The 21268-nt window shown below is 54.4% G+C and carries 20 protein-coding genes and 3 pseudogenes; 20 read left to right on the top strand and 3 right to left on the bottom strand.

Annotated features, from left to right (window positions below; all coding sequences use genetic code 11):
* Nucleotides 1–159: 159 nt before the first annotated feature.
* The 19 genes and pseudogenes from AAHB66_RS13900 to AAHB66_RS13810 all read left to right on the top strand — a co-directional run bounded on the left by AAHB66_RS13900 (nucleotide 160) and on the right by AAHB66_RS13810 (nucleotide 16184).
* Nucleotides 160–1510: pseudogene (locus AAHB66_RS13900) on the top strand (phage portal protein).
* Nucleotides 1470–2396 carry a phage minor head protein gene (locus AAHB66_RS13895; RefSeq protein ID WP_347113334.1) on the top strand — a complete coding sequence of 309 codons (927 nt, stop codon included), beginning with the start codon at nucleotides 1470–1472 and terminating at the stop codon, nucleotides 2394–2396. The pseudogene AAHB66_RS13900 and the gene AAHB66_RS13895 overlap by 41 nt, the downstream one beginning before the upstream one ends.
* Before the next feature lie 2 nt (nucleotides 2397–2398).
* Complete coding sequence (locus tag AAHB66_RS13890) at nucleotides 2399–3664, top strand: hypothetical protein (protein WP_347113333.1); 1266 nt, start codon at nucleotides 2399–2401, stop codon at nucleotides 3662–3664.
* A gap of 12 nt (nucleotides 3665–3676) precedes the next feature.
* Nucleotides 3677–4126, top strand: coding sequence for a hypothetical protein (locus tag AAHB66_RS13885; RefSeq protein WP_347113332.1), 450 nt, complete (start codon nucleotides 3677–3679; stop codon nucleotides 4124–4126).
* Between the two features lie 17 nt (nucleotides 4127–4143).
* A complete protein-coding gene (locus tag AAHB66_RS13880) occupies nucleotides 4144–4290 on the top strand; it encodes a hypothetical protein (protein ID WP_347116563.1) in 147 nt (48 codons plus the stop codon).
* A pseudogene (locus AAHB66_RS13875) lies at nucleotides 4256–6319 on the top strand (tail protein (tape measure)); the annotation flags it as partial. The gene AAHB66_RS13880 and the pseudogene AAHB66_RS13875, both read left to right, overlap by 35 nt.
* 9 nt (nucleotides 6320–6328) lie before the next feature.
* Nucleotides 6329–6799, top strand: coding sequence for a hypothetical protein (locus AAHB66_RS13870; protein ID WP_347113331.1), 471 nt, complete (start codon nucleotides 6329–6331; stop codon nucleotides 6797–6799).
* Nucleotides 6796–7284 carry a DUF1833 family protein gene (locus AAHB66_RS13865; RefSeq protein WP_347113330.1) on the top strand — a complete coding sequence of 163 codons (489 nt, stop codon included), beginning with the start codon at nucleotides 6796–6798 and terminating at the stop codon, nucleotides 7282–7284. Before AAHB66_RS13870 ends, AAHB66_RS13865 begins: the two co-directional genes overlap by 4 nt.
* Before the next feature lie 9 nt (nucleotides 7285–7293).
* On the top strand, nucleotides 7294–7674 hold the full coding sequence (locus AAHB66_RS13860; RefSeq protein ID WP_347113329.1) for a nitrite transporter: 381 nt from the start codon (nucleotides 7294–7296) through the stop codon (nucleotides 7672–7674).
* Nucleotides 7671–9833: a host specificity factor TipJ family phage tail protein gene (locus AAHB66_RS13855; protein WP_347113328.1), complete on the top strand. Its 2163-nt coding sequence runs from the start codon at nucleotides 7671–7673 to the stop codon at nucleotides 9831–9833. Before AAHB66_RS13860 ends, AAHB66_RS13855 begins: the two co-directional genes overlap by 4 nt.
* A 57-nt stretch (nucleotides 9834–9890) precedes the next feature.
* Nucleotides 9891–10415, top strand: coding sequence for a hypothetical protein (locus AAHB66_RS13850; protein ID WP_347113327.1), 525 nt, complete (start codon nucleotides 9891–9893; stop codon nucleotides 10413–10415).
* A 94-nt stretch (nucleotides 10416–10509) separates the two neighbouring features.
* Nucleotides 10510–12234 (top strand): tail fiber domain-containing protein, encoded by a 1725-nt coding sequence (locus tag AAHB66_RS13845; protein ID WP_347113326.1) that lies wholly within the window; start codon nucleotides 10510–10512, stop codon nucleotides 12232–12234.
* Between the two features lie 239 nt (nucleotides 12235–12473).
* Nucleotides 12474–12824, top strand: coding sequence for a hypothetical protein (locus tag AAHB66_RS13840; RefSeq protein ID WP_347113325.1), 351 nt, complete (start codon nucleotides 12474–12476; stop codon nucleotides 12822–12824).
* On the top strand, nucleotides 12793–13839 hold the full coding sequence (locus AAHB66_RS13835; RefSeq protein WP_347113324.1) for a hypothetical protein: 1047 nt from the start codon (nucleotides 12793–12795) through the stop codon (nucleotides 13837–13839). The genes AAHB66_RS13840 and AAHB66_RS13835 overlap by 32 nt, the downstream gene beginning before the upstream one ends.
* A 128-nt stretch (nucleotides 13840–13967) precedes the next feature.
* The gene (locus tag AAHB66_RS13830) at nucleotides 13968–14207 is read left to right on the top strand and encodes a hypothetical protein (protein WP_347113323.1); all 240 of its coding nucleotides are present in this window, start codon (nucleotides 13968–13970) and stop codon (nucleotides 14205–14207) included.
* Nucleotides 14207–14525 (top strand): annotated as a pseudogene (locus AAHB66_RS13825) (hypothetical protein). Before AAHB66_RS13830 ends, AAHB66_RS13825 begins: the two are co-directional and overlap by 1 nt.
* Before the next feature lie 139 nt (nucleotides 14526–14664).
* Entirely contained in the window at nucleotides 14665–14940 is a 276-nt protein-coding gene (locus AAHB66_RS13820) for a YcgL domain-containing protein (RefSeq protein ID WP_347116489.1), read from the top strand.
* 47 nt (nucleotides 14941–14987) lie between these two features.
* Nucleotides 14988–15647 (top strand): fumarylacetoacetate hydrolase family protein, encoded by a 660-nt coding sequence (locus tag AAHB66_RS13815; protein ID WP_347113322.1) that lies wholly within the window; start codon nucleotides 14988–14990, stop codon nucleotides 15645–15647.
* A 93-nt stretch (nucleotides 15648–15740) separates the two neighbouring features.
* Nucleotides 15741–16184, top strand: coding sequence for a YcgN family cysteine cluster protein (locus tag AAHB66_RS13810; RefSeq protein ID WP_285111280.1), 444 nt, complete (start codon nucleotides 15741–15743; stop codon nucleotides 16182–16184).
* Between the two features lie 104 nt (nucleotides 16185–16288).
* Here the strand turns inward: AAHB66_RS13810 and dsbB are convergent, their stop codons facing one another.
* Nucleotides 16289–16819 carry a disulfide bond formation protein DsbB gene (dsbB, locus tag AAHB66_RS13805; RefSeq protein WP_347113321.1) on the bottom strand — a complete coding sequence of 177 codons (531 nt, stop codon included), beginning with the start codon at nucleotides 16817–16819 and terminating at the stop codon, nucleotides 16289–16291.
* A gap of 142 nt (nucleotides 16820–16961) precedes the next feature.
* Complete coding sequence (gene nhaB, locus AAHB66_RS13800; RefSeq protein WP_347113320.1) at nucleotides 16962–18500, bottom strand: sodium/proton antiporter NhaB; 1539 nt, start codon at nucleotides 18498–18500, stop codon at nucleotides 16962–16964.
* 197 nt (nucleotides 18501–18697) lie between these two features.
* On the opposite strand from nhaB, the gene fadR reads away from it, so the two are divergent.
* Nucleotides 18698–19417 carry a fatty acid metabolism transcriptional regulator FadR gene (gene fadR / locus AAHB66_RS13795; RefSeq protein ID WP_347113319.1) on the top strand — a complete coding sequence of 240 codons (720 nt, stop codon included), beginning with the start codon at nucleotides 18698–18700 and terminating at the stop codon, nucleotides 19415–19417.
* A gap of 129 nt (nucleotides 19418–19546) precedes the next feature.
* Here fadR and AAHB66_RS13790 read toward each other — a convergent pair whose 3' ends face one another.
* Nucleotides 19547–21079: a SpoVR family protein gene (locus AAHB66_RS13790; protein WP_333849181.1), complete on the bottom strand. Its 1533-nt coding sequence runs from the start codon at nucleotides 21077–21079 to the stop codon at nucleotides 19547–19549.
* Nucleotides 21080–21268 lie beyond the last annotated feature (189 nt).

Here is a 21268-nt window from a genome sequence, read left to right as displayed (position 1 = left end):
TCTATGGCCCATGCTGATCAAGTGCATGATGATATAAAGAAACAACTATCGACGAAGTACCCCAGAAACTACATTCACATAGTTGCATTTAACCGTATTTAATTATCAGGCCGCTAATGCGGCCTTTTTTATTGCCATAAATCCACCACCGGACAATCCATGACTGACAAATTAACTCTCGCCGTCAACCATGCGTTGAACGATGCACGGATGGCTCGCGCCCGTATGGGGCTGATGGTGCCGGCAATGGGGCTGGACAATAAGCGCCATTCCGCATGGTGCGAGTACGGTTTCCCTGAGCAGATCACATACGATAATCTCTATTCGCTGTACCGGCGCGGCGGCATAGCTCACGGCGCTGTAGAAAAGCTGGTTGGCAAATGCTGGCAGACGAACCCGGAAATCATCGAGGGTGACGATGCTGACGAGAGCGAAGATGAAACGGCCTGGGAGAAGAAGTCTAAACAGGTCTTCACCTCCAGGCTGTGGCGCTCGTTTGCGGATGCAGACCGACGTCGCCTTGTTGGTCGTTATGCTGGCATCCTGCTGCATATCCGCGACGAAAAGGACTGGAACCTGCCAGTCACCAAAGGCCGAGGGCTGCAGAAAGTTTCCGTAGCATGGGCCGGGTCGCTGACTGTAGGTGAGTGGGATACCGGTCTGAATTCGAAGACTTACGGCCAGCCGAAGATGTGGCAATACACCGAGCGGCTGCCAAACGGTTCAAGCCGCAGGGTTAACATCCACCCTGATCGCGTGTTTATCCTGGGTGATTACTCAGATGATGCGATCGGCTTCCTTGAGCCAGCCTATAACGCCTTCGTGAGCCTGGAGAAGGTAGAGGGCGGGTCTGGTGAATCCTTCCTGAAGAACGCGGCTCGTCAGCTTAATGTCAACTTTGAAAAGGAAATAGACTTCAGCAATCTCGCGTCCCTTTATGGCGTGAGCATTGACGAGCTGCAGGATAAGTTTAACGAAGTTGCCGGGGAAATGAACCGTGGCAACGATGTCCTGATGACGACCCAGGGGGGCCACAGTCACGCCGCTGGTCACTGCTGTGGCTGATCCGTCAGCGACCTATGACGTTAACCTCCAGACCGCCGCAGCTGGTGTGGACATCCCTACGCGGATTCTGGTCGGTAACCAGCAGGCCGAACGGTCCAGTACCGAAGACCAGAAGTACATGAATTCCCGCTGCCAGTCGCGCCGCGTAGACCTCGCTTTCGAGATAGAGGACTTCTGCGACAAGCTTATTGACCTCCAGATCGTCGACTCAGTCAGTCAGAAGGCTGTTATCTGGGATGACCTGAACGAACAGACCGGCGCAGAAAAGCTGAACAACGCCAAAACTATGGGCGAGATTAACCAGACCATGCTGGGTGGCGGTGATGACCCGGCATTCAGCCGCGAGGAGATTCGTACCGCGGCAGGCTACGACAATGGCGAAGAAAAGCCGTTAGGAGAAGAGGATGGCGACGAAGAAGACGAAGCCACCGATTCTGCCGCGTAACTATCAGGATCCGACCGGAGCCGATGCGCTGGAACGCCGGGCAATGAAAGAATTCGCAAGGCGGATGAATAAGATTGGTAAAGCGTACAAATCAGCACTCGACAAAATACCCGCCTCCCTTGCAGTAAACGCCCGATACGAATACCAGTTAAACCCAACGCTGCTCACCATCATCCTTAACGATGCCAGTTACCTGGTGGATCAGGTGCTGATGGAGGGCAACGAGTACGACCTGTGGTTCTACGAGTACATCGATCTGGCTTCGGAGAAGGGGACCGGGCAGTCGTTCTACAACCTTAGCCAGCAATCCCCGGTGTACGCAGCCGGGCGGGAATCGCTGGCGTCCATCATCGCAAGCGACCCGTACCAGCAACGAATGGCGCTGGTGCATGCCCGTGTGTTTGAGGAAATGAAGGGGCTGACTGCTGACGTTAAGCGAGATATGGCGCGCGTGCTGACTGATGGTGTGGGGCGCGGGCTTAATCCGCTGGATATTGCGCGCAACCTGACAGACCAGACCGGCATCGAGAAGCGCCGGGCAAACCGTATAGCACGCACTGAAGTGACTACCGCGCTGCGCCGGGCGAAGTGGGATGAGGACCAGGAGGCCAATGACCTTTACGGGCTAAAAACGCTACTGGTTCATATCTCCGCACTGTCGGCGACTACCCGCCATACACATGCGGTGCGTCATGCTCACCTCTATACCAACGAAGAGGTGAGGGACTGGTACAGCAAGGATGGTAACTCCATCAACTGCAAATGCAGTCAGCAGTCGGTGCTGGTCGACGACGAAGGAAAGCCGGAGTACCCGGACACCATCACCAAACTCAAACAGGAATACAAAACGATGCAGGCGCGCGGTTACGCCTGGGCGGAGAAATAGCTATGCCTATGCAGGTAAACATCACCACGAAGGTGAACAGCCAGTCTATCAGGCGTGAAACGCATAATGGCCGTGAGCATCTGGTGCTTCCGAGCTACACGCTGCCGGCCAACGTAGTCATGAACGGCGGTCTGTACACGGCGGAGGAGATCGACGCCCACTATCAGGGGCTGGAAGGCACTCTGGCGCCACTTGGTCATCCGCAGGTTAACGGTGAATTCGTTTCTGCGTTCTCACCTGAGGGCTTGAACGTTGGCTATGTAGGTGCGTGGAACCGAAACGTTAAGAAGTCCGGCAATCGTATCTACGTCGAGAAGTGGGTGGATGTTGCGCGGGCGGAAGAGTCGGAAGGCGGTCGCGAGCTACTTGAGCGTGTGGCAGCTATCGAGCGTGGTGATGACGTTCCACCGATTCATACCAGTGTCGCGGCATTCCTCGACCAGCTTGAGCCTAACGAACAGCAACGAGCTACCGGCGCCGGATGGGTGGCGAAGATCCACAGTATGGACCATGACGCCATTCTGCTGCATGAGGTGGGCGCAGCGACTCCGGAGCAGGGAGTAGGCCTGATGGTCAACGCTGACCTCGCTCAGCCGCTGATGGCCAATTCAGGCGCATTGGTGGGTGAATCCTACAGAGAGCGTGAGCAGCGCCTCGACCGGGCAGCCAAAACTAAGTTTGCGTCCGGGCCAGATGAATACGCCTGGGTGGCTGACTTCACTGACTCTCAGGCTGTGATCATCCGTAACGGCGGAAATGCAGAGGTGTTTGGTTACAAGTCGGAAGGAGGTGCGATCACCTTCGACGATACCGGCACGGCAGTGGCGCGGCAGGAGTCATGGGTGACCGTTGTCGCCAACAAATTCAAATCTCTTTTCACACCGCAGGAACAGCCTGCACCAAACCACAAAACGGAGGGCGACATGCCTTTAACCACTGAAGAGAAACAAGAGCTGATCAGCGAAATCGGCAAAGGCCTGGCCGCTAACTTCGCCGATGCACTGAATCCGATTAAGGATGCGATCACCGGCCTGCAGGCTAACCAGGACAAGCTCGCTGAGACCCTGACTGCCAACTCACGCGCCGAAGAGAAGGCAAAGCGTGAAGCGGTAGCCGCGAAGCACGGTGATGTCGTTGCTAACGCGCTGTCAGGAGATGCGCTGGACGTGATGTTTAAGTCGCTGGGCGAAGCAGCACCGCTGGGCACCAACAACGCACAGCAGTCGAAAGAAACCGGCGCACCTGCCGCAGAAGAACACTTCAAATAAGGAGCCGGACTAATGGCACGTTATCGTCGCGTTAATATCGACGGTCAGTCTCTGTACAAGACCGAAACAAAAATTACCGCCGCTGCACTGCTTCCTGGCACCGCGGCAACCATCAACTCATCCGGTAAGTTTGCTCAGGCAACGGCGCTGACCGGGCGCCTGTACATCATCGATGTCGGTTACCACCAGGGCCTGACCATTACCGAAGCAATCCCATCCGGTGACTCCGCCGTCGGAAATTATGTCGAAGAAGGTCGTGAGCTGGCCCTGCGCTGCCTGCCTGGTGCGTACAAGAAAGACAGCCCGATTAAGCTGGGCACCGCTGGTCAGTTTACCCTGGCAACATCCGACACTGATTCTGTGATCGGCTACAGCCAGGATGAACACACCATCGCTGCCAGCACCACCGATTATATTCGCGTGCGTATGCGCGTTGGCACCGTCGCCGCCGCTAGCGCTTAACAAAAGGAACAACGCACATGTATTTCTCTAAAGACACTCTGGCGGCAAACTCCCGCCTCGGCGGCCACTGGAATGAGCTGTGGGCCAACCGCAACATGTGGAACCTCCAGAACGATTCCATCATTGCTGCTAGCCACTCTGATGCGCAATCAGGCGCTTCTTGAATACAACGAAGCCATCAACAAGATACCGAAGGCCATTAGCGATGCGTCCAGTTCACTCTTATCCTTCGGCGACAAAGCTCTGTCTGCATTCACCGGTGGCTATGCTTCTGTTGATGGATTTAATGAGCGTCTGGCCTCCCTTGAGATCACAACGGATAACTATTCCGATGCGATGAAGCAGGCATATGCAGCTGGCCAGGCTTTCCAGGCCACTACTAACAGCATCGGCAACACCGTCGGCGCCGTGGCCGACAAGTTTGGCATTACTGAGCAGCGAGCCTTTGAGCTGAGTAAGCAGCTATCTGATATCGCTAAAAACCCTTCACCAGAAGCATTGCAGCGACTAGCCACCGAGCTGCAGAACACTCAGAGCTCAACCGAAAAGGGCCAGACCGCGCTGACGGCATTCATCGGAACCCTGGTAAACCTTTCTCGAGAGGCGGTAATTGCCAAAGGCAACGTCTCGGCACTCAAGGAAGAAACCGATAACCTTACCGCTGGGCAAAAGAACCTCGTCAAGCAATCTGAACGAAATCTTGCGCTGTCTAAGCTGCAAGGCGAAGCACGCGCACGGCTTCAGGCGCAATACGCAGCTGAGGATGCAGGTTTTTCCAAAGACGATCCGCATGCCATGCAGATGGAGCAAGACGCAGCAGCGACCTACCGCAACACTCAGGCACAGAAGACACTTCAATCAGAGCATAAGAAGGGTGCTTCGCAGGCTGAAACTATTGCTCAGAAGCTGGCTAACCTGAAACAGCAGTCAGAACTTGCTGCCGACTCAACTAATAAGCTGAGCCGGGAACAGGCCATCCTGAATGCTCAACTGTCCCTTGGCAAAGGTGCGACCAAAGAGCAGATCGCACTGGCAGGCCAGTATGCGGCGGCCAAGTGGGATACTGCTAACGCGCTCAAAGCCCAGACCGCCGCTGAGAAACTACTGCCGGAAGCGCGCGAAAGCGCCAGCTATAAGCAGGATGTTGAGGATCTGAATACAGCTCTGGCCGCTAAGAAAATCAGCCAGGAGCAGTATAACGATACCGCTGAGCGGCTGGAGGCTACTCACCAGAATAACCTAGCAAAAATACGTGCTCAGCAGGCAGTAACGCCACAGCAGGACGCTATCGGCAGCATTGACCCTGTACAGCAGATGGCGAATGAGAACGCCCGCAAGCTCGCCCTTATTCAGGCATTCGAGCAGCAAGGGCTGATCACTCATCAGAATGCGCTGATGCTTCGAGCAGCGGCTGATACTGAGTATGAGCAGGAACGTATCGCCGCTCAGTGGGAAATTTACCGTAATCAGAGCGCGGGCAATGAGCTTCTCGCTACATCTCTGGAAGGATTGCAGAGCGGCGCGACCAATGCACTCACCGGGCTGATTAATGGAACCCAGAGCCTACAGGAGGCGATGGCTAACGTCGGCTCGACCATCATCAACAGTGTGATCAGTAGCCTTGTAGAAATGGGGATGCAGTGGGTTAAAAACCAGGTGATGGGTCAGGCCGCGGCGGCGGCATCTCTGGCGTCAACGATGGCGCAGGCAACTGCTGCCGCGTCAGCATGGGCTCCTGCTGCTATGAGTGCGTCAATCGCCACCTACGGCAGCGCCGCTGCTGTTGGTCAATCGGCCTATGCGGCCTCCATTCTGTCTGCTAAGGGGTTAGCTGTAGCCGGTGCCCGCGAACACGGCGGCCCGGTATCGGCCAGTTCCATGTACCGTGTGGGTGAAGGCGGCAAGCCTGAGATTTTCAAAGCCAATAATGGCAGCCAGTACATGATCCCCGGCGATAACGGTCGCGTCATCAGTAACCGAGATATTGGCGTCGGTGGCGGGGCGTTCAATTACAGCCCGGTCATTCAGGTTAACGGTGATCCGACGGAGCAGACGCTTGCCATGCTTGAGGCGGCGGTTAAGCGCGGTGCGCAGCAGGGCTATGCCATGGCCATCAGCGATGTCGCTAGCGGCAAAGGTAAGCTTTCCAACGCGCTGACCAATAACTTCAACACCAGTCAACGCCTCACATAAGGAGTTACCATGGGGATCAGCAGTACCATTGATTTCCCGCACCAGTATCTGCCGATGCCCCAGCGTTCCGGGCATGGATTCACCCCGGTCAGCCCACTCCAGCGCTCCACTATGACATCAGGCCGCACCCGGCAGCGTCGCAAATACACGTCAGTTCCGACCGAGGCGGGTGTGTCGTGGGTGTTTAATGATGCCCAGGCGCAGTTGTTTGAATCGTGGTTCAGGGATGTGATCACTGACGGGGCGGCGTGGTTCAACATGCGCATGCGTACGCCGATGGGGGTTGGAGACTACGTTTGCCGGTTTAAGGATATCTACGACGGGCCGGTGCTGTACGGGTTAGGATTCTGGAAATTCACAGCAACGCTGGAGCTTTGGGAGCGTCCAATCCTGCCGCCTGGCTGGGGTAACTTCCCTGAGTTTATCGTCGGGCAGAGCATTATCGATTACGCGCTTAACAAGGAGTGGCCGGAAGCATGACCAGTCCAATCCTGAACAGGCTATACGCCAGCGGCGGCAGTGAAATCCTCTTTAATACGCTACAGATTACCGTCGGCGGCCAGAATTACTGGCTGGTTGAGAACTTCGAGGATATTACTGCGGTTACTGAGGCGGGGGCGACAGTGACATTCCAGGCGGCAGCTATGGTCGTCGCACTTCCCGCCAGAAATAGTGACGGTACGCAGGATCTGCAATTCGCCATCAGTAACATAGACGGCATCGTTTCCACCGCGATACGAAACGCCCTTGCTAACCTGGACAACGGCACGCTGATAATGCGGCAGTACGTATCAACTGACCTGAGTTATCCGGCGTCACCACCAATCGTTCTGCAGATTAAGGACGGGTACTGGAAGGCGACCGAGGTGCAAATTACTGCCGGGTTCCTCAATATCCTGAAAACTGCGTGGCCACGCTACCGCTACACGCTGCCGAACTTCCCGGGCCTCCGTTACCTCCAGTAGGAAAACATCATGTTCAATCCTGATAAATACCGTTCTGTCGAGTGGCAGAAGGGCGGTCGCGTTTACCCCGCGCTTGACTGCTTTGGCATCGTCAATGAAATCAGGCGAGACCTTGGCCTGGCACCATGGCCTGATTTTGCCGGGGTCACAAAGGATGATAACGGCCTCGATCGGGAGGCTCGGGGGTTGATGTCTGACCTGCAGCGTTGTGATCCTGCACCGGGCTCGGGCATCGCCTGTTACTCCGGCTCAGTCGTGACGCACGTTGCCATCGTGGTGGAGATTGACGGCCAGTTATGCGCCGCTGAATGCAATCCTCGTACTAACGTGACCTTCCTGCCGCTGGCGCGGTTTGCGCGCCGCTTTGTCCGCGTGGAGTATTATCAGTGACGATACGAATCTACCCCTCCCGCCTGCAGGGAGAGCCGCTGGAAAAGCACGAAAACGAAACCATGACGCTCAGCGCCTGGTTTTCGCAGAATGTGCAGGGCTGGGCGCCGGATCAGCCGCACCCGGTCGCGGTTGAAATCGACGGCGTACCCGTTCCGCCAGCAGAGTGGCCGCTGTGTGTCATCAAACGTGAAACCGACGTGAGGATTTACCCGGTTCCCTATGGTACCGGCGTGGAGATCGCTCTGTGGGTGGCTGTCAGCGTGGCCGTCGCCTCGGCGGCGTACAGCATCTACATGATGAGCACGATGTCTCAGCCGGGCGGCAGTGGTGCCCAGGCTGCGAGCGGCGATCAGATTGACCTGAACCCGGCCAAAGCGAACGCGGCGAAACTGGGTGACCCCATCCGGGAAATATTCGGGAGATACCGGGTCTGGCCTGATTACGTCGTGCAGCCGGTAAGCCGTTTCGTCAACGAGACCAGCATGGAAACCAGCATGTTCCTGTGCGTGGGTGTCGGCGACATGGTGATTAACCAGTCCGATATCAAAATTGGCAATACGCCGATCTCCGCGTTTGGTACCGACGTGCGCTATACCCTCTATCCGCCGGGTGCCACGGTATCCGGCGATACCCGCACCGAGAACTGGTTCAACTCACCAGAGGTGGGGAATACCGGTTCCGGTACCGCCGGTCTGGATCTGGGTTCAAGCGGCCCGGAAACAGTGAGTATCATCGCGGATGCGCTGGTCGTGTCCGGCAACACCATCACGATGGTTGACGTATCGGCATCTGGCGGGGATGAGGAAATCCCGCCATCCTGGACAGTCGGAACGGTGATCACCGTGCTGGCACCAAACTCCTATACCGTTGTGTCCTCCGGCGGTTACAGCGTCATTTATGGCGGCATAGACGAACTTGCACCTTATGTCGGAATGCCGGTGACGCTGAACTATAACGGCAACGATTATGACCTGGTGATCGCCAGTTATGCCCCGGGCGTTCCGGCGGTGCCGGGGGTAGGTGGCAGTGCCGCAACCATAACTGCCAGCGCCGCGCCGACTACCTACGATTTCAGCACCGCGCCGGTGACGTTTAGCATCAGCTGGCAGGGAACGACCTATCCGGTAAGCGTCACGCCAACCCGGCTTTACAGCGGCGGCAGAGCGGCGCGTAGCATCAGCGGCGCGCTGTACCACGTGCTGGAGTCGCTGGGGTTCACGGCAAGCCAGATTGATACGGCGGCGATTAACGCGCTGGAGCAAACCTACTGGACGCCCCGCGGCGAAAAGTTCGACTGGTCCAGCGGTGAGAGTAAGTCAGCGCTCGAGGTACTTCAAAAAATCACCAACGCCGGGATGGGGTACTTCCTGCTGTCGGATGGCCTGGCCTCTGCCGGCAGGGAAGGGATTAAACCCTGGGTCGGCATGATTACCCCGCAGGAAACCACCGAGGAACTGCAGACCGCATTTAAGGCCCCATCTCAGGACGATTACGACGGCGTGGACGTGACGTATATCAACGGCACCACCTGGGCAGAGGAAACCGTGCAGTGTCGCATTCCTGGCAATCCTACGCCGGTGAAAATTGAGGACTACACGCTGGACGGCGTTCTTGATGAGGACCGTGCTTATCGCATCGGCATGCGCCGGTTGCTGGGCTACCAGCTGCAGCGCCTGCAGCACACGACCTCAACCGAGATGGATGCGCTCTGCTACGAGTTCATGGATCGCATTGTAATGGCCGACGATATCCCTGGCGGTCAGCAGTTGAGCTGCCTGATTACCGATATGACTTACGACAGCAGCAAAATCACCATGACACTCAGTGAGGCGCCGGACTGGTCGTTCCAGAACCCGCGCGTGATTATCCGCCATCAGGATGGCAGGGCCTCGGCAATGTTAGTGCCGACGCGCATTGACGACTTCACTATCTCGGTGCCGTACAGCGCCGCGCTGGAGCCGGAACTGTGGGCGATGAACGACGCGTACATCGAGCCGCCGCGCCTGCTGTTCTGTTCGTCTGTCCGTGTCCCGTATGACGCACTGGTAGGGGAAATTACGCCGGGCAATGACGGGATCAGCCAGGTGACTGCCATTCAGTACCACCCGGGCAAGTATGCCTATGACGACGCCACCTACCCCGGCGATGTCGCTTAACAGCACTTCAATATTTTCTGACCCGCTTCGGCGGGTTTTTTTATGCCTGGAGCGAGCATGACTACCTATTTCACGAAAGAACCGCTGGGATCAACGAGTCCGTATGTTTTATTCGATAACTCCCAGAACTTTGACTACGCACTGAATGATATTACCCAAACTATCTGGAAGGACCGTTTTGGACGCAACAGGAAAACATACTGGGGATGGGAGCAGGAATCTGCGGCACAGCTACTGAATCAGCAGCAGCGCTTTAACACATTTATTCAGAGTTCTGGCTATAAGGTTATCGGTGAATATACCGCAGGCCCGTTGACCATCACTGACTACAACCAGCTGATTCGGTATCAGGATGCGTTCTGGAAACTGACTGCCACAACAGATATCCCGTATACGACCACCGGGAATGACGCAGCATCATGGGTGAACGATTCCGTGCATTTCTTTAATGTAGGGGATGGGGAGCTGCGTCAGGAATTAGCTGCGCCGGGGGGGCGCCGGCCTTGTTGGTGGCGTAGCAAAGCCAGTAACCTGGAGTGGTTTTTCTGGCGGGGCGGACCCAACTGGCGTTGCAAGCTCTGACGCCGCGTTCGTTGCTGCCGATGCATACGGTGGGGATGTGCGTGTAGAAGGGAATTTCTTGCTCACGAGCCCCGTTACGCGTTCGAAATCTGTAATGGAATTACCACCAGGCTCAACGGTTACCCCTCGTAAAATGCTGGGAGGTGACACTACCTTAGGTGTCGGCATACCATCAAAAACAATCTTCGGCCGTTATGTTTTCCGCGACAATGATGCAAATCCAATCTCGCCGGCTGATTCATTCGCCACGCACCCTGATATGGGGCAGCTGCTTCGGATGGATGCTACGCAGATACCAGGACAGTGCGCAGTATTTTTAGGAGGAAACAGAAAACTTCCTGTTATAGGGTCAAAAGCATTTGTCGGGTTGCATAGCCACCACGATCAGAGTCCAGCAACCAAAGAAATTTGGGGGTATAACCCGGTCGTCGTGAAAAACATCAGGGCATCTGACACGTCGGATAATATCTCGACCACAATTGGTGCTGAAATAAGCGTATCGAATAACACTGATGAAATAGGTACCCCGCTGACAACCGGGCAGTGTATGGGGCTTTTTGTCTCCTATATCCATAACCAAAATGCCGCCAGTGCAGCCATTGCAACAGGAGGCCTCGCCGCTGGATTCAGAAATGCTCTCTGGCTGGATGGTGTGACACCGGATGGGGCACATATTCAACTTAGGGATGAAGTGAGTGGCAATCTAGGGGCGCGAGTAGGGCTCACCACGACCCAGGTGAGCACATTTACTGATGGAGCCATACTTGTTGGGCGTGGGCACCATATTAATAGTCAGAACATCACTGGTGGCATTACATCAATCGCATATGTCAACGATCAGGACGAATTAGTATTCGGACAAAGTGGAGGATTCTCCCGTTTTGTCTCTACTACTGTTTTATTTAACGGTAACATCAGTCCGGGCACGGCCAATACTGGCAACTGTGGCACTACTGGCAGGCCGTGGGCTGGCGGTTTCACTCAGACGGCATTCACAGTAACGTCAGATGAGGACCACAAAGGTATACCGGTAATGCTGGCAAAGGGAACGCTTAATGCCGCAGCCTTGTCAGATGACAGCACAATGCAGGATGCCTACACCGATGCCATTCTCGACGCCTGGGCAGAAGTTGATTTTGTTCAGTTCCAGTACCTTGACAGAATTGAGGAGAAGGGAGCTGATGGCGCACGCTGGCATTTTGGTGTGATAGCCCAGAGAGCAAAAGAAGCTTTCGAGCGTCACGGTCTTGATGCCCACCGCTTTGGTTTCCTGTGTTACGACGAGTGGGAAGATCAGTACAAGCAGGTACTCACCAACGAAGGTGAGCGCATCCCATCTACGCGCACCGTGAAGAAGAAGGTGGAGGTCACGAAAAAGCGGGTTGTGCAGGTTCCTGTTACGCGAACTGAGCAGCGTGAAACTCTGATTGATGTTGTACTGGAGGATGGCACCAAAATTAAAAAGGCTGTCACCGTCGATGTGGAGGTGTATGTCACCGAAAAAGTCTACGTGTTCAATGAGGATGGCTCTCCCCGCCTCGATGAAACCGGCGTACAGATGTTTGTCATAGAGCCGGTGCTTACTGAAGAAGAGCAGGAATATCAGGATTTCGACGTTATAGATGTTTCCGAAGAGATTACTGTGCCAGCACCACCAGTCTATGAAAATGTACTGGAAACGCCCGCAGGCTCACGTTACGGCATCCGTTATGAAGAGGCTCTGGTACTTGAGGCTGCACTCCAGCGTAGAAACTATGAGCGACTGATGAAACAAAATACAGAGCTGTCCGCCCGTGTTTCCGAACTGGAGCGCCGTTGATTTACCATATATAGATTAACCACCCGCAACTGCACGCGGAGGAGGATATTGCACAGCCAGATGAAGGATTCAGGCCGCCATCGCCTGGTGGTAAGGTGGACCCTTGTAACTTCCTCTCATCTACCGTCCAGGGTAATATAAAGCGGATCAATGCTAAGGTCATCATTGACTTGATCTTATGCAATAGCCACGCTGGCCTTACTAGGACATGGCGATAAGTGTTTATCTAGGGAATAAATATGTCACATTTCATTACCAAGCGAATTAGTGTCACCAAATTGCAGCATGGTGTTGCCAACCTTATTTTTGCTATTGACGCTCCAAAAAGTGAAGAAATAACACTATTTGCCTCTTCAATGGTCAAACTCTCCGGGTGGGCTCTGCATGATAAAAAACCTGTGGACATTGTGATCAAAAATCAACATGGCGAAGAGGCTTTCAAATGCAATAGAGTAAGAAATGACGTATTAAACAACCTAAATATAGACGCCGTCGCACTGTGTGGATTCCTCATCCCCATCGTATTTTCCGGCAGCTTCGACATCGGCTTTATTGTCAATGGTGAAGTTGTCTGGGGGGGCGAGGGTTGACATAAAGACACCTGCAAAAGTTCAACATGGAAAATCTGGCTACCTCTTCTTAGATAATGATCATAATAAAAGTGTGGCACAGCATATCGGGCAGGAGTTGATATCTGACGAAATCCTCTCATCATGGAAAGAGTACTTCTCAACGCTCAATAGTTACATTGACAGCAGCCAGTCAAAACGAATTTTCACACTAGCGCCTTCAAAAGAACTTGTTCTTCCTCATTACTATCCGCACAAAAAAGCGGATATTACGCCGGTGGAGCAGTTTCTTATCAATCTCCACAATGAAGGAATTCTCGATCCGAAAGAATTACTGAGTCATGCAGGGGATAGTACTTATTCCAGGCAGGATACGCACTGGACAGATTTTGGAGCTGGCATTGCGGTTAACCATATTCTTGATAGCATTGGTATCTCATTAAAAGAACCATTCCCATTTAAGTTTAGCTACATCAAATCAAAAGGTGATTTGGGTGTAAAAGTTTCGGAATCAATGTATCAAGAGATCATGAAGGCCGATTTCCATTCGGCTAGAGCATTCAAAATATTTGACAATAAAATTAATAACAGAGGCTATATTCAAGTCTATCAGAACCCCAGCGCTGCCATTAAGCAAAAGATTGTCGTATTCGGTGATTCATTCTCTCATAACATGATTCCATATTTTGCCAATGCGTTTTCCAGAGTGGTCCATGTTTTGTCTGGTGCCTGTATAGATTATGACATTTTGAAGCATGAGAGGCCTAACTTGGTAATATGCGAACTCACCACCCGTTTTTTGGTGCAGGCGCCAGAGTCGAGCTACTCAGTTTCACAGGATTGCAAAAGGAAAATACTATCCATGTCGGAATCAGAGCGAGAGAGCTTTTTAAGCTCCTTACATGATAGCGATGAAAGCTGCTCTTTTTATGTACAAAAAACAATTGCCGATCTAAATGAGCTGGCTCTTCAATCGCCTGCTATAGAAGCTGATGGCAAGGGCAATAACTCGCATAAAAATGAGTTAATAATTTGATTACGTTTTTGTTTTTATTGAATAAAATCAGATGTAAACAAAACGATAAAAATTGATAGGTTGCGCCATCTTGATCTGCACTGCCTTTGAAACTACTGTATATAAAAACAGTAAAAGGAGTGCAGAGCATGCCCCGCCGATACGAAATTCACGCCGCATTTGCGGCTGCAGCACAGCAAAACCCGAAAGGATTTCAGTGTTTACGTACAGATGACTTCATCCGTGAGTTGCGTGCCAGAAACTGGCATTTCAGTCAGGCTGATGCGAATGACTGGATAGAGCGCTACCAGGAGTTCTTCGTCGACAAAACGCCGGGCGATAGCCAGAACCGCCTCTGGATGATGCGTAACATGGGGAGGGTCGTGTAATGGGGTTCCCTTCACCGGCGACGGATTATGTAGAGCGCAGGCTCTGCCCTGAAACTATTTGCGGTATTGGCATCGACAGTCGCATCCTGGAAACCTCATCCGGGTTCGCAGTTATCGAACCGTGCACCAGGCTGGTACAGAATCAGGTTCTGCTGATTTTGTCCGGCGGGCGTACTCAGTTTGCGCGGGTCATGGGAAGAGCGTTAATCACGGATGATGGTGAAGCGATCGAGGGGGGCTGCGGCGGAAGAGGTGGAAGTGCTTGGGCGGGTGACGTTCTTCATCAACAGCGCGATCGAAGACGACAGGGTGGTGTGACGAAATTGTGTCGTAGGAATGACACAAAAACACAGGGAAGGGCAAATATCTGCAAACCCGTTTTAAGCTGGCTGGCTTGTGGCGCGGGTTTGGTTGGTGGTAGCGTATGTCGCAATTACGCATTAAAGAGAGTAAATATATGTTTTGTGTGATCTACAGAAGTACCCAGCGCGACCAGACCTACCTGTATGTCGAAAAAAAGGACGATTTTTCCCGCGTGCCTGAGGCGCTGTTGAAAAGCTTCGGTAAGCCGCAGCTGGTGATGCTGATGCCCCTCGACGGCCGCAAGCAGCTGAGCAACGCCGATCTGGAAAAAGTCAAAACCGCCTTAACCGAACAGGGCTATTATTTACAACTCCCGCCACCGCAAGAGAATTTACTCAAACAGCATCTTGAGGCGCAGGGGAAAAATTAGTTTAAGAATTATCTGTCAGCGTCACATTAACCGTTCAGGGGACGTATATGTATCAACATCATAACTGGCAAGGAGCCTTACTGGATTATCCGGTAAGTAAAGTCGTCTGCGTAGGAAGTAATTACGCTAAGCATATTCAGGAAATGGGAAGTGCAGTTCCGGACGAGCCGGTGCTGTTCATTAAACCGGAAACGGCGCTTTGTGATATCCGCCAGCCGCTGGCGTTACCCCAGGGGCTGGGCTCGGTCCACCACGAAGTGGAGCTGGCGGTGCTGATTGGCGCCACGCTGCGTCAGGCCTCTGAAGATCATGTGCAGAAGGCGATTGCTGGTTATGGTGTGGCGCTGGATCTGACCCTGCGCGACGTGCAGGGCAAAATGAAGAAAGCGGGCCAGCCGTGGGAAAAAGCCAAAGGCTTTGATAATTCCTGCCCGATCTCCGGTTTCGTGCCGGTGGCGGAATTCAACGACGATCCGCAGAACACCACCCTGAGCCTGAAGGTGAACGGCGAGGTGCGCCAGCACGGCTCCACTGCCGACATGATCCACAAGATTGTGCCGCTGATTGCCTACATGAGCCGTTACTTCACCCTGAAGCCGGGCGATGTGATTCTCACCGGCACCCCGGAAGGGGTGGGCCCGCTCACCGGCGGCGACGAGCTGGAATTGGCCGTTAATGGCCTGTCGCTGAAAACCCGCGTGCTGTAATCCCCGCTTGCCGCCCCTTTTGGGCGGCAAAACTTGCATCGAGGTGCCAGACTGGTTATAAGGTGCGCTTTATTTTGACGTGTGGACATCCTTATGAGCGAAATCCCTTTCTGGCAAAGCAAGACTCTCGACAACATGACCGACGCCGAGTGGGAATCGCTGTGCGATGGCTGCGGGCAGTGCTGCCTGCATAAGCTGATGGATGAAGACTCGGACGAAATCTATTTCACCAACGTTGCCTGCAATCAGCTGAACATCAAAACCTGTCAGTGCCGCAACTACGAGCGCCGCTTCGAGTTAGAGCCGGACTGCATCAAGCTGACGCGCGACAACCTGCCGACCTTCGAATGGCTGCCGCCGACCTGTGCGTATCGCCTGCTGGCGGAAGGGAAAGATCTGCCGAAGTGGCACCCGCTGCTGGCCGGCTCGAAAGCAGCCATGCACGGCGAGCGGATTTCAGTGCGCCACATTGCGGTGCGGGAATCAGAGGTGCGCGACTGGGAAGACCATATTATGAATCATCCCAATCGCAGCTAATAAAAAAACCCGCCGAGGCGGGTTTTTTTATTGCCCGGCGGCGCTTCGCTTGCGCGGGCCTACGAGCCTGTAGGTCGGGTAAGCGCAGCGCCACCCGACGTTTTTTATCTGCCGAACAAATCGCGTTTCTTCGGTTTAAACGGCTGGGCAATCAGCACCAGCAGCGCCACGACCAGGAAGGCAGCAAAAATGCCCACCAGCCACTGCGGCATCTCGAGGGTCAGGAACTCCCACTGACGCACGGAGCAGTCACCGCTTGCCACGAACACCTGCGGCAGCCACTTGTCCAGCGGCAGCCAGCTCGGGAAGCGGGCGGCAAAATCACAGGTCTGGAACGGCGACGGATGCAGCTGGATCATGGTGTGCTCCCAGGCCAGCTGGAGGCCTTTACCAGCGCTGTAGAGCCAGATGGCAATCGCGCCGTAACGCAGCGGGCTTTTCGGGGCGATGGCGCCGACCAGGCCTGCACCCATCACGCCAAACAGCGCGCAGCGTTCGTAGATACATAGCACACAGGGCTTCAGCATCATCACATGCTGGAACCACAATGCCACCATTTCGAGCGTGAAGGCGGTCAGGGCCAACAGCAACCACGCTCCGCGTCCACGCGAGCATTGGTTCAAAAATTTCAACATAATCATTTCCCTGGAACAGGTATAGAAAGCGCAGTGTAAACGAAAACAATTCGCGCGCCAGCCTCAGCGCGCAAAATATAACGTAATCGGATATTTATCATTCGAAAGTGCAACCGGGCAGTAAACGACCCGGCTGACTCACTTAATGCGCCGTCAGTATACCCGTCTGCAACATCCATTGGGTAAAAGGAATGAGGGTAATTTTGACGCACAACAAACCGACGCAGGTTAATACCACCGTATAGGGCAACGCCATCCACACCATCCGGCCATAAGAGAGCCTTATTAGTGGTGCCAGCGCCGAGGTGAGCAGGAACAGGAACGCCGCCTGGCCGTTTGGCGTGGCGACGGAGGGCAGGTTGGTCCCGGTGTTGATTGCCACCGCCAGCAGCTCAAACTGCTGCTGGTCTATCGCGCCGCTCTGCAGCGCGGTTTTGGCCTCATTAATATAGACCGAGCCGACAAACACGTTGTCTGAGATGGCCGACAGCAGGCCGTTAAACAGATAAAACAGCGACAGCTGAGCATCCGGCTCCGCCTGTAGCACGTAGCGGATAATTGGCGCAAATAGCTGCTGATCGACAATCACCGCCACCACCGCGAAAAACACCGCCAGCAGGGCAGCAAAGGGCAGCGCTTCGGTAAAGGCTTTGCCGATGGCGTGCTCGTCGGTTACGCCGGTAAAGGCGGTCGCCAGGATAATGACCGACAGGCCGATCAACCCTACCTCGGCCAGATGAAACGCGAGGGCGAAAATCAGCCAGACGCCAATGATGCTCTGAAAAATCAGCGCCAGCTTCTGCTGACGGGTACGCTGGCTGCGGCTCTCATCGTCATAACGCTGTAATACCTCGCGAACCTGGCTCGGGAGCAGGGTGCCGTAGCCAAACCATTTAAACTTCTCCACCAGCCAGCAGGTGAGCAGACCGCACACCAGCACCGGCACGCTGACCGGGGCCACGCGCAGGAAAAATTCGGTAAAGTTCCAGCCCACGGCTTTGGCGATGATCAGGTTCTGCGGCTCCCCGACCATGGTCATCACCCCGCCCAGCGCGGTGCCTACGCCCGCGTGCATCATCAGGCTGCGCAGGAAGGCGCGGAACTGCTCCAGCACCTCGCGCTGTTGGGTGTCGACATGGTTGTCATCGTGCAGGCTATCTTCCGGCTTTGCGGAGGCTACCCGGTGATAGATCCCGTAGAAGCCGACGGCGACGCTGATCACCACCGCCACCACGGTCAGGGCATCGAGGAAGGCCGACAGAAACGCAGCCGCTACGCAGAAGGCCAGCGACAGCAGCGTTTTCGAGGGGATGCTCAGCAGCAGGCGGGTAAAGATAAACAGTAGCAGCTGCTTCATAAAGTAGATCCCGGCCACCATAAACATCAGCAGCAGGAGTACTTCCAGATTATTTGCCAGCTCCTCTTTCACATGTTCGGCGCTGGTCATACCGATCGCCACCGCCTCGAAGGCCAGCAGGCCGCCCGGCAGCAGGGGGTAACATTTCAGCGCCATCGCCAGGGTAAAGATGAACTCCGCCACCAGCAGCCAGCCTGCGGCGAAGGAGTCGACAACAAAGATAAGCGGGTTGAGAACCAGAAAAACAACCAGGGTTGCTTTATACCAGTCGGGGGACTGGCCTAAAAAATTGCGCCACAGGGCGCGGCTATAAGACATTTCCACAACAGATTTCCTTGCCCATCACATAATTACGGCTTAAGTATACGCAAACCGGGCCAGGCAAGGGGCGCGGGCCGAAATTTTAAATGATAAAAATAAAACGGCGATCCCTTTTTTCTCGCCTCGCTGCGCTATCTGCCTCTGTCTGCCTCTGGTATGATGAGTGAATTTTGTAAAAAGCAGTTAATGGAAAACTCACTATGGTCATAAAGGCGCAAAGCCCGGCGGGTTTCGCGGAAGAGTACATTATCGAGAGCATCTGGAATAACCGTTTCCCTCCTGGCTCGATCCTTCCCGCAGAACGCGAACTCTCTGAACTGATTGGCGTCACACGTACCACCTTACGTGAAGTGTTGCAGCGACTGGCCCGCGATGGCTGGCTGACGATCCAACACGGCAAACCGACCAAAGTGAATAACTTCTGGGAAACGTCGGGTCTGAATATTCTTGAAACGCTGGCGCGCCTCGATCACGAGAGCGTCCCGCAGCTGATCGATAATCTGCTCTCCGTGCGTACCAACATCGCCACCATCTTTATCCGTACGGCGTTCCGCCAGCACCCGGATAAGGCGCTGGAAGTGCTGGCGCGTGCCACCGCCGTGGAAGATCACGCCGACGCCTTTGCCCTGCTGGATTACAACGTCTTCCGCGGTCTGGCCTTTGCCTCCGGCAACCCGATTTATGGTCTGATCCTCAACGGCATGAAAGGGCTCTATACCCGTATCGGTCGTCACTACTTCGCCAATCCGGAAGCCCGTAGCCTGGCGCTCGGTTTCTACCATAAGCTGAGCGAACTCTGCTCAGAAGGCATGCATGACCAGGTGTACGAAACCGTGCGTCGCTACGGTCGTGACAGCGGCGAGATCTGGCACCGGATGCAGAAATCCCTGCCGGGCGACCTGGTGATTCAGGGGCGCTAAAATAAAAAACCTCTCACTTGAGAGGTTTTTTTCGCCGGGTGGCGGCTGCGCCTTACCCGGCCTACAACATCTGCAACACGCGTAGGCCGGGTAAGCGAAGCGCCACCCGGCAAAACAAGCCGCACCGAATTACAACATATTACCCTTAACCGGGCACCGCTCCAGCAGCTCCACGCTGCCGTCTTCGTTTTGCTGCTCCAGCATAATGTCAAAGCCCCACAGGCGATGGACATGCTTCAGCACTTCCTTACGCCCTTTATCCAGCGGGGCGCGGTTATGCGGGATATAGCGCAGCGTCAGGGAGCGATCCCCGCGCAGATCGACATTCCAGACCTGAATATTCGGCTCCAGATTGCTTAAGTTGTACTGGGCCGAGAGGCGGGAGCGGATCTCACGATACCCCTCTTCATTGTGGATCGCCGAAATTTCCAGGTAGTTGTTGTGATCGTCATCCAGCACCGTAAACAGGCGGAAGTCACGCATCACCTTCGGCGACAGGAACTGGCTGATAAAGCTCTCATCCTTGAAGTCGCGCATCGCGAAATGCAGCGTCTCCAGCCAGTCGGAGCCGGCAATATCCGGGAACCAGTATTTATCCTCTTCCGTCGGGTTCTGGCAGATCCGCTTGATGTCCTGGAACATGGCAAAGCCCAGCGCGTACGGGTTAATGCCGCTGTACCACGGGCTGTTGTAAGGCGGCTGGAACACCACGTTGGTGTGGCTGTGCAGGAACTCCAGCATAAAGCGCTCGGTCACTTTGCCTTCGTCATACAGGTGATTAAGGATGGTGTAGTGCCAGAAGGTGGCCCAGCCTTCGTTCATCACCTGAGTCTGTTTTTGCGGATAGAAGTACTGGCTCACCTTACGCACGATGCGCAGGATCTCACGCTGCCACGGCTCCAGCAGCGGGGCGTTCTTCTCCATAAAGTAGAGCAGGTTCTCCTGCGGCTCGGAAGGGTAGCGGCGCGCTTCTACTACCGTTTTCTCCTCTTCGCGTTTCGGCAGGGTACGCCACAGCGTATTCACCTGGCTTTGCAGATACTCTTCGCGGCTTTTCTGCCGGGCTTTCTCCTCCTGCAGGGAGATTTTTTGCGGACGTTTGTAGCGATCCACGCCGTAATTCATCAGCGCATGGCAGGAGTCGAGCAGCTTCTCGACCTCCTCGACCCCGTAGCGCTCTTCGCACTGAGTAATGTAATTACGGGCGAAAATCAGGTAATCGACAATCGAACTGGCATCGGTCCAGCTGCGGAACAGGTAGTTATTTTTGAAAAACGAGTTGTGTCCGTAGCAGGCGTGCGCCATCACCAGCGCCTGCATAGTGATGGTGTTCTCTTCCATCAGGTAGGCAATACAGGGGTTGGAGTTGATGACGATCTCATACGCCAGCCCCTGCTGACCGTGTTTGTACAGCCGTTCGGTTTCAATGAATTTTTTACCAAACGACCAGTGGGTATAGTTAATGGGCATCCCGACGCTGGAGTAAGCGTCCATCATCTGCTCGGAGGTAATCACTTCGATTTGATGCGGATAGGCGTCCAGACGGTAGAGTTTCGCCACCCGGTCAATTTCCGCCAGATAGGTGTCCAGCAGCTCGAATGTCCAGTCGGGTCCATCGCTCAGACGTGTGGTGTCCTTATTCATGGAATCAATGGTAGCCATTAGCGCGCCCTCGTTGTTGGTAGCTCTCTCTGTCTGGAGAACCTCTTTTCAAGCATAGAACACGCCATTCAAAAGCGTGCTGGCACGCTATTTTTTTCTTTGCGATTTCCCGTTTTTCGCGTGACGAAAAAGGGGTGTCTCGCAGAATAAAATGCTGGTTAAAAATGCCGCGCAGCAGGAGATGCCAAA

The organism is Leclercia sp. S52, from assembly GCF_039727615.1.
GTDB classification, from domain to species: Bacteria; Pseudomonadota; Gammaproteobacteria; order Enterobacterales; family Enterobacteriaceae; genus Enterobacter; species Enterobacter adecarboxylatus_B.
The sequence above is the reverse complement of the archived record's forward strand: the minus strand, read 5'-3'. Positions and strand labels throughout refer to the sequence as shown.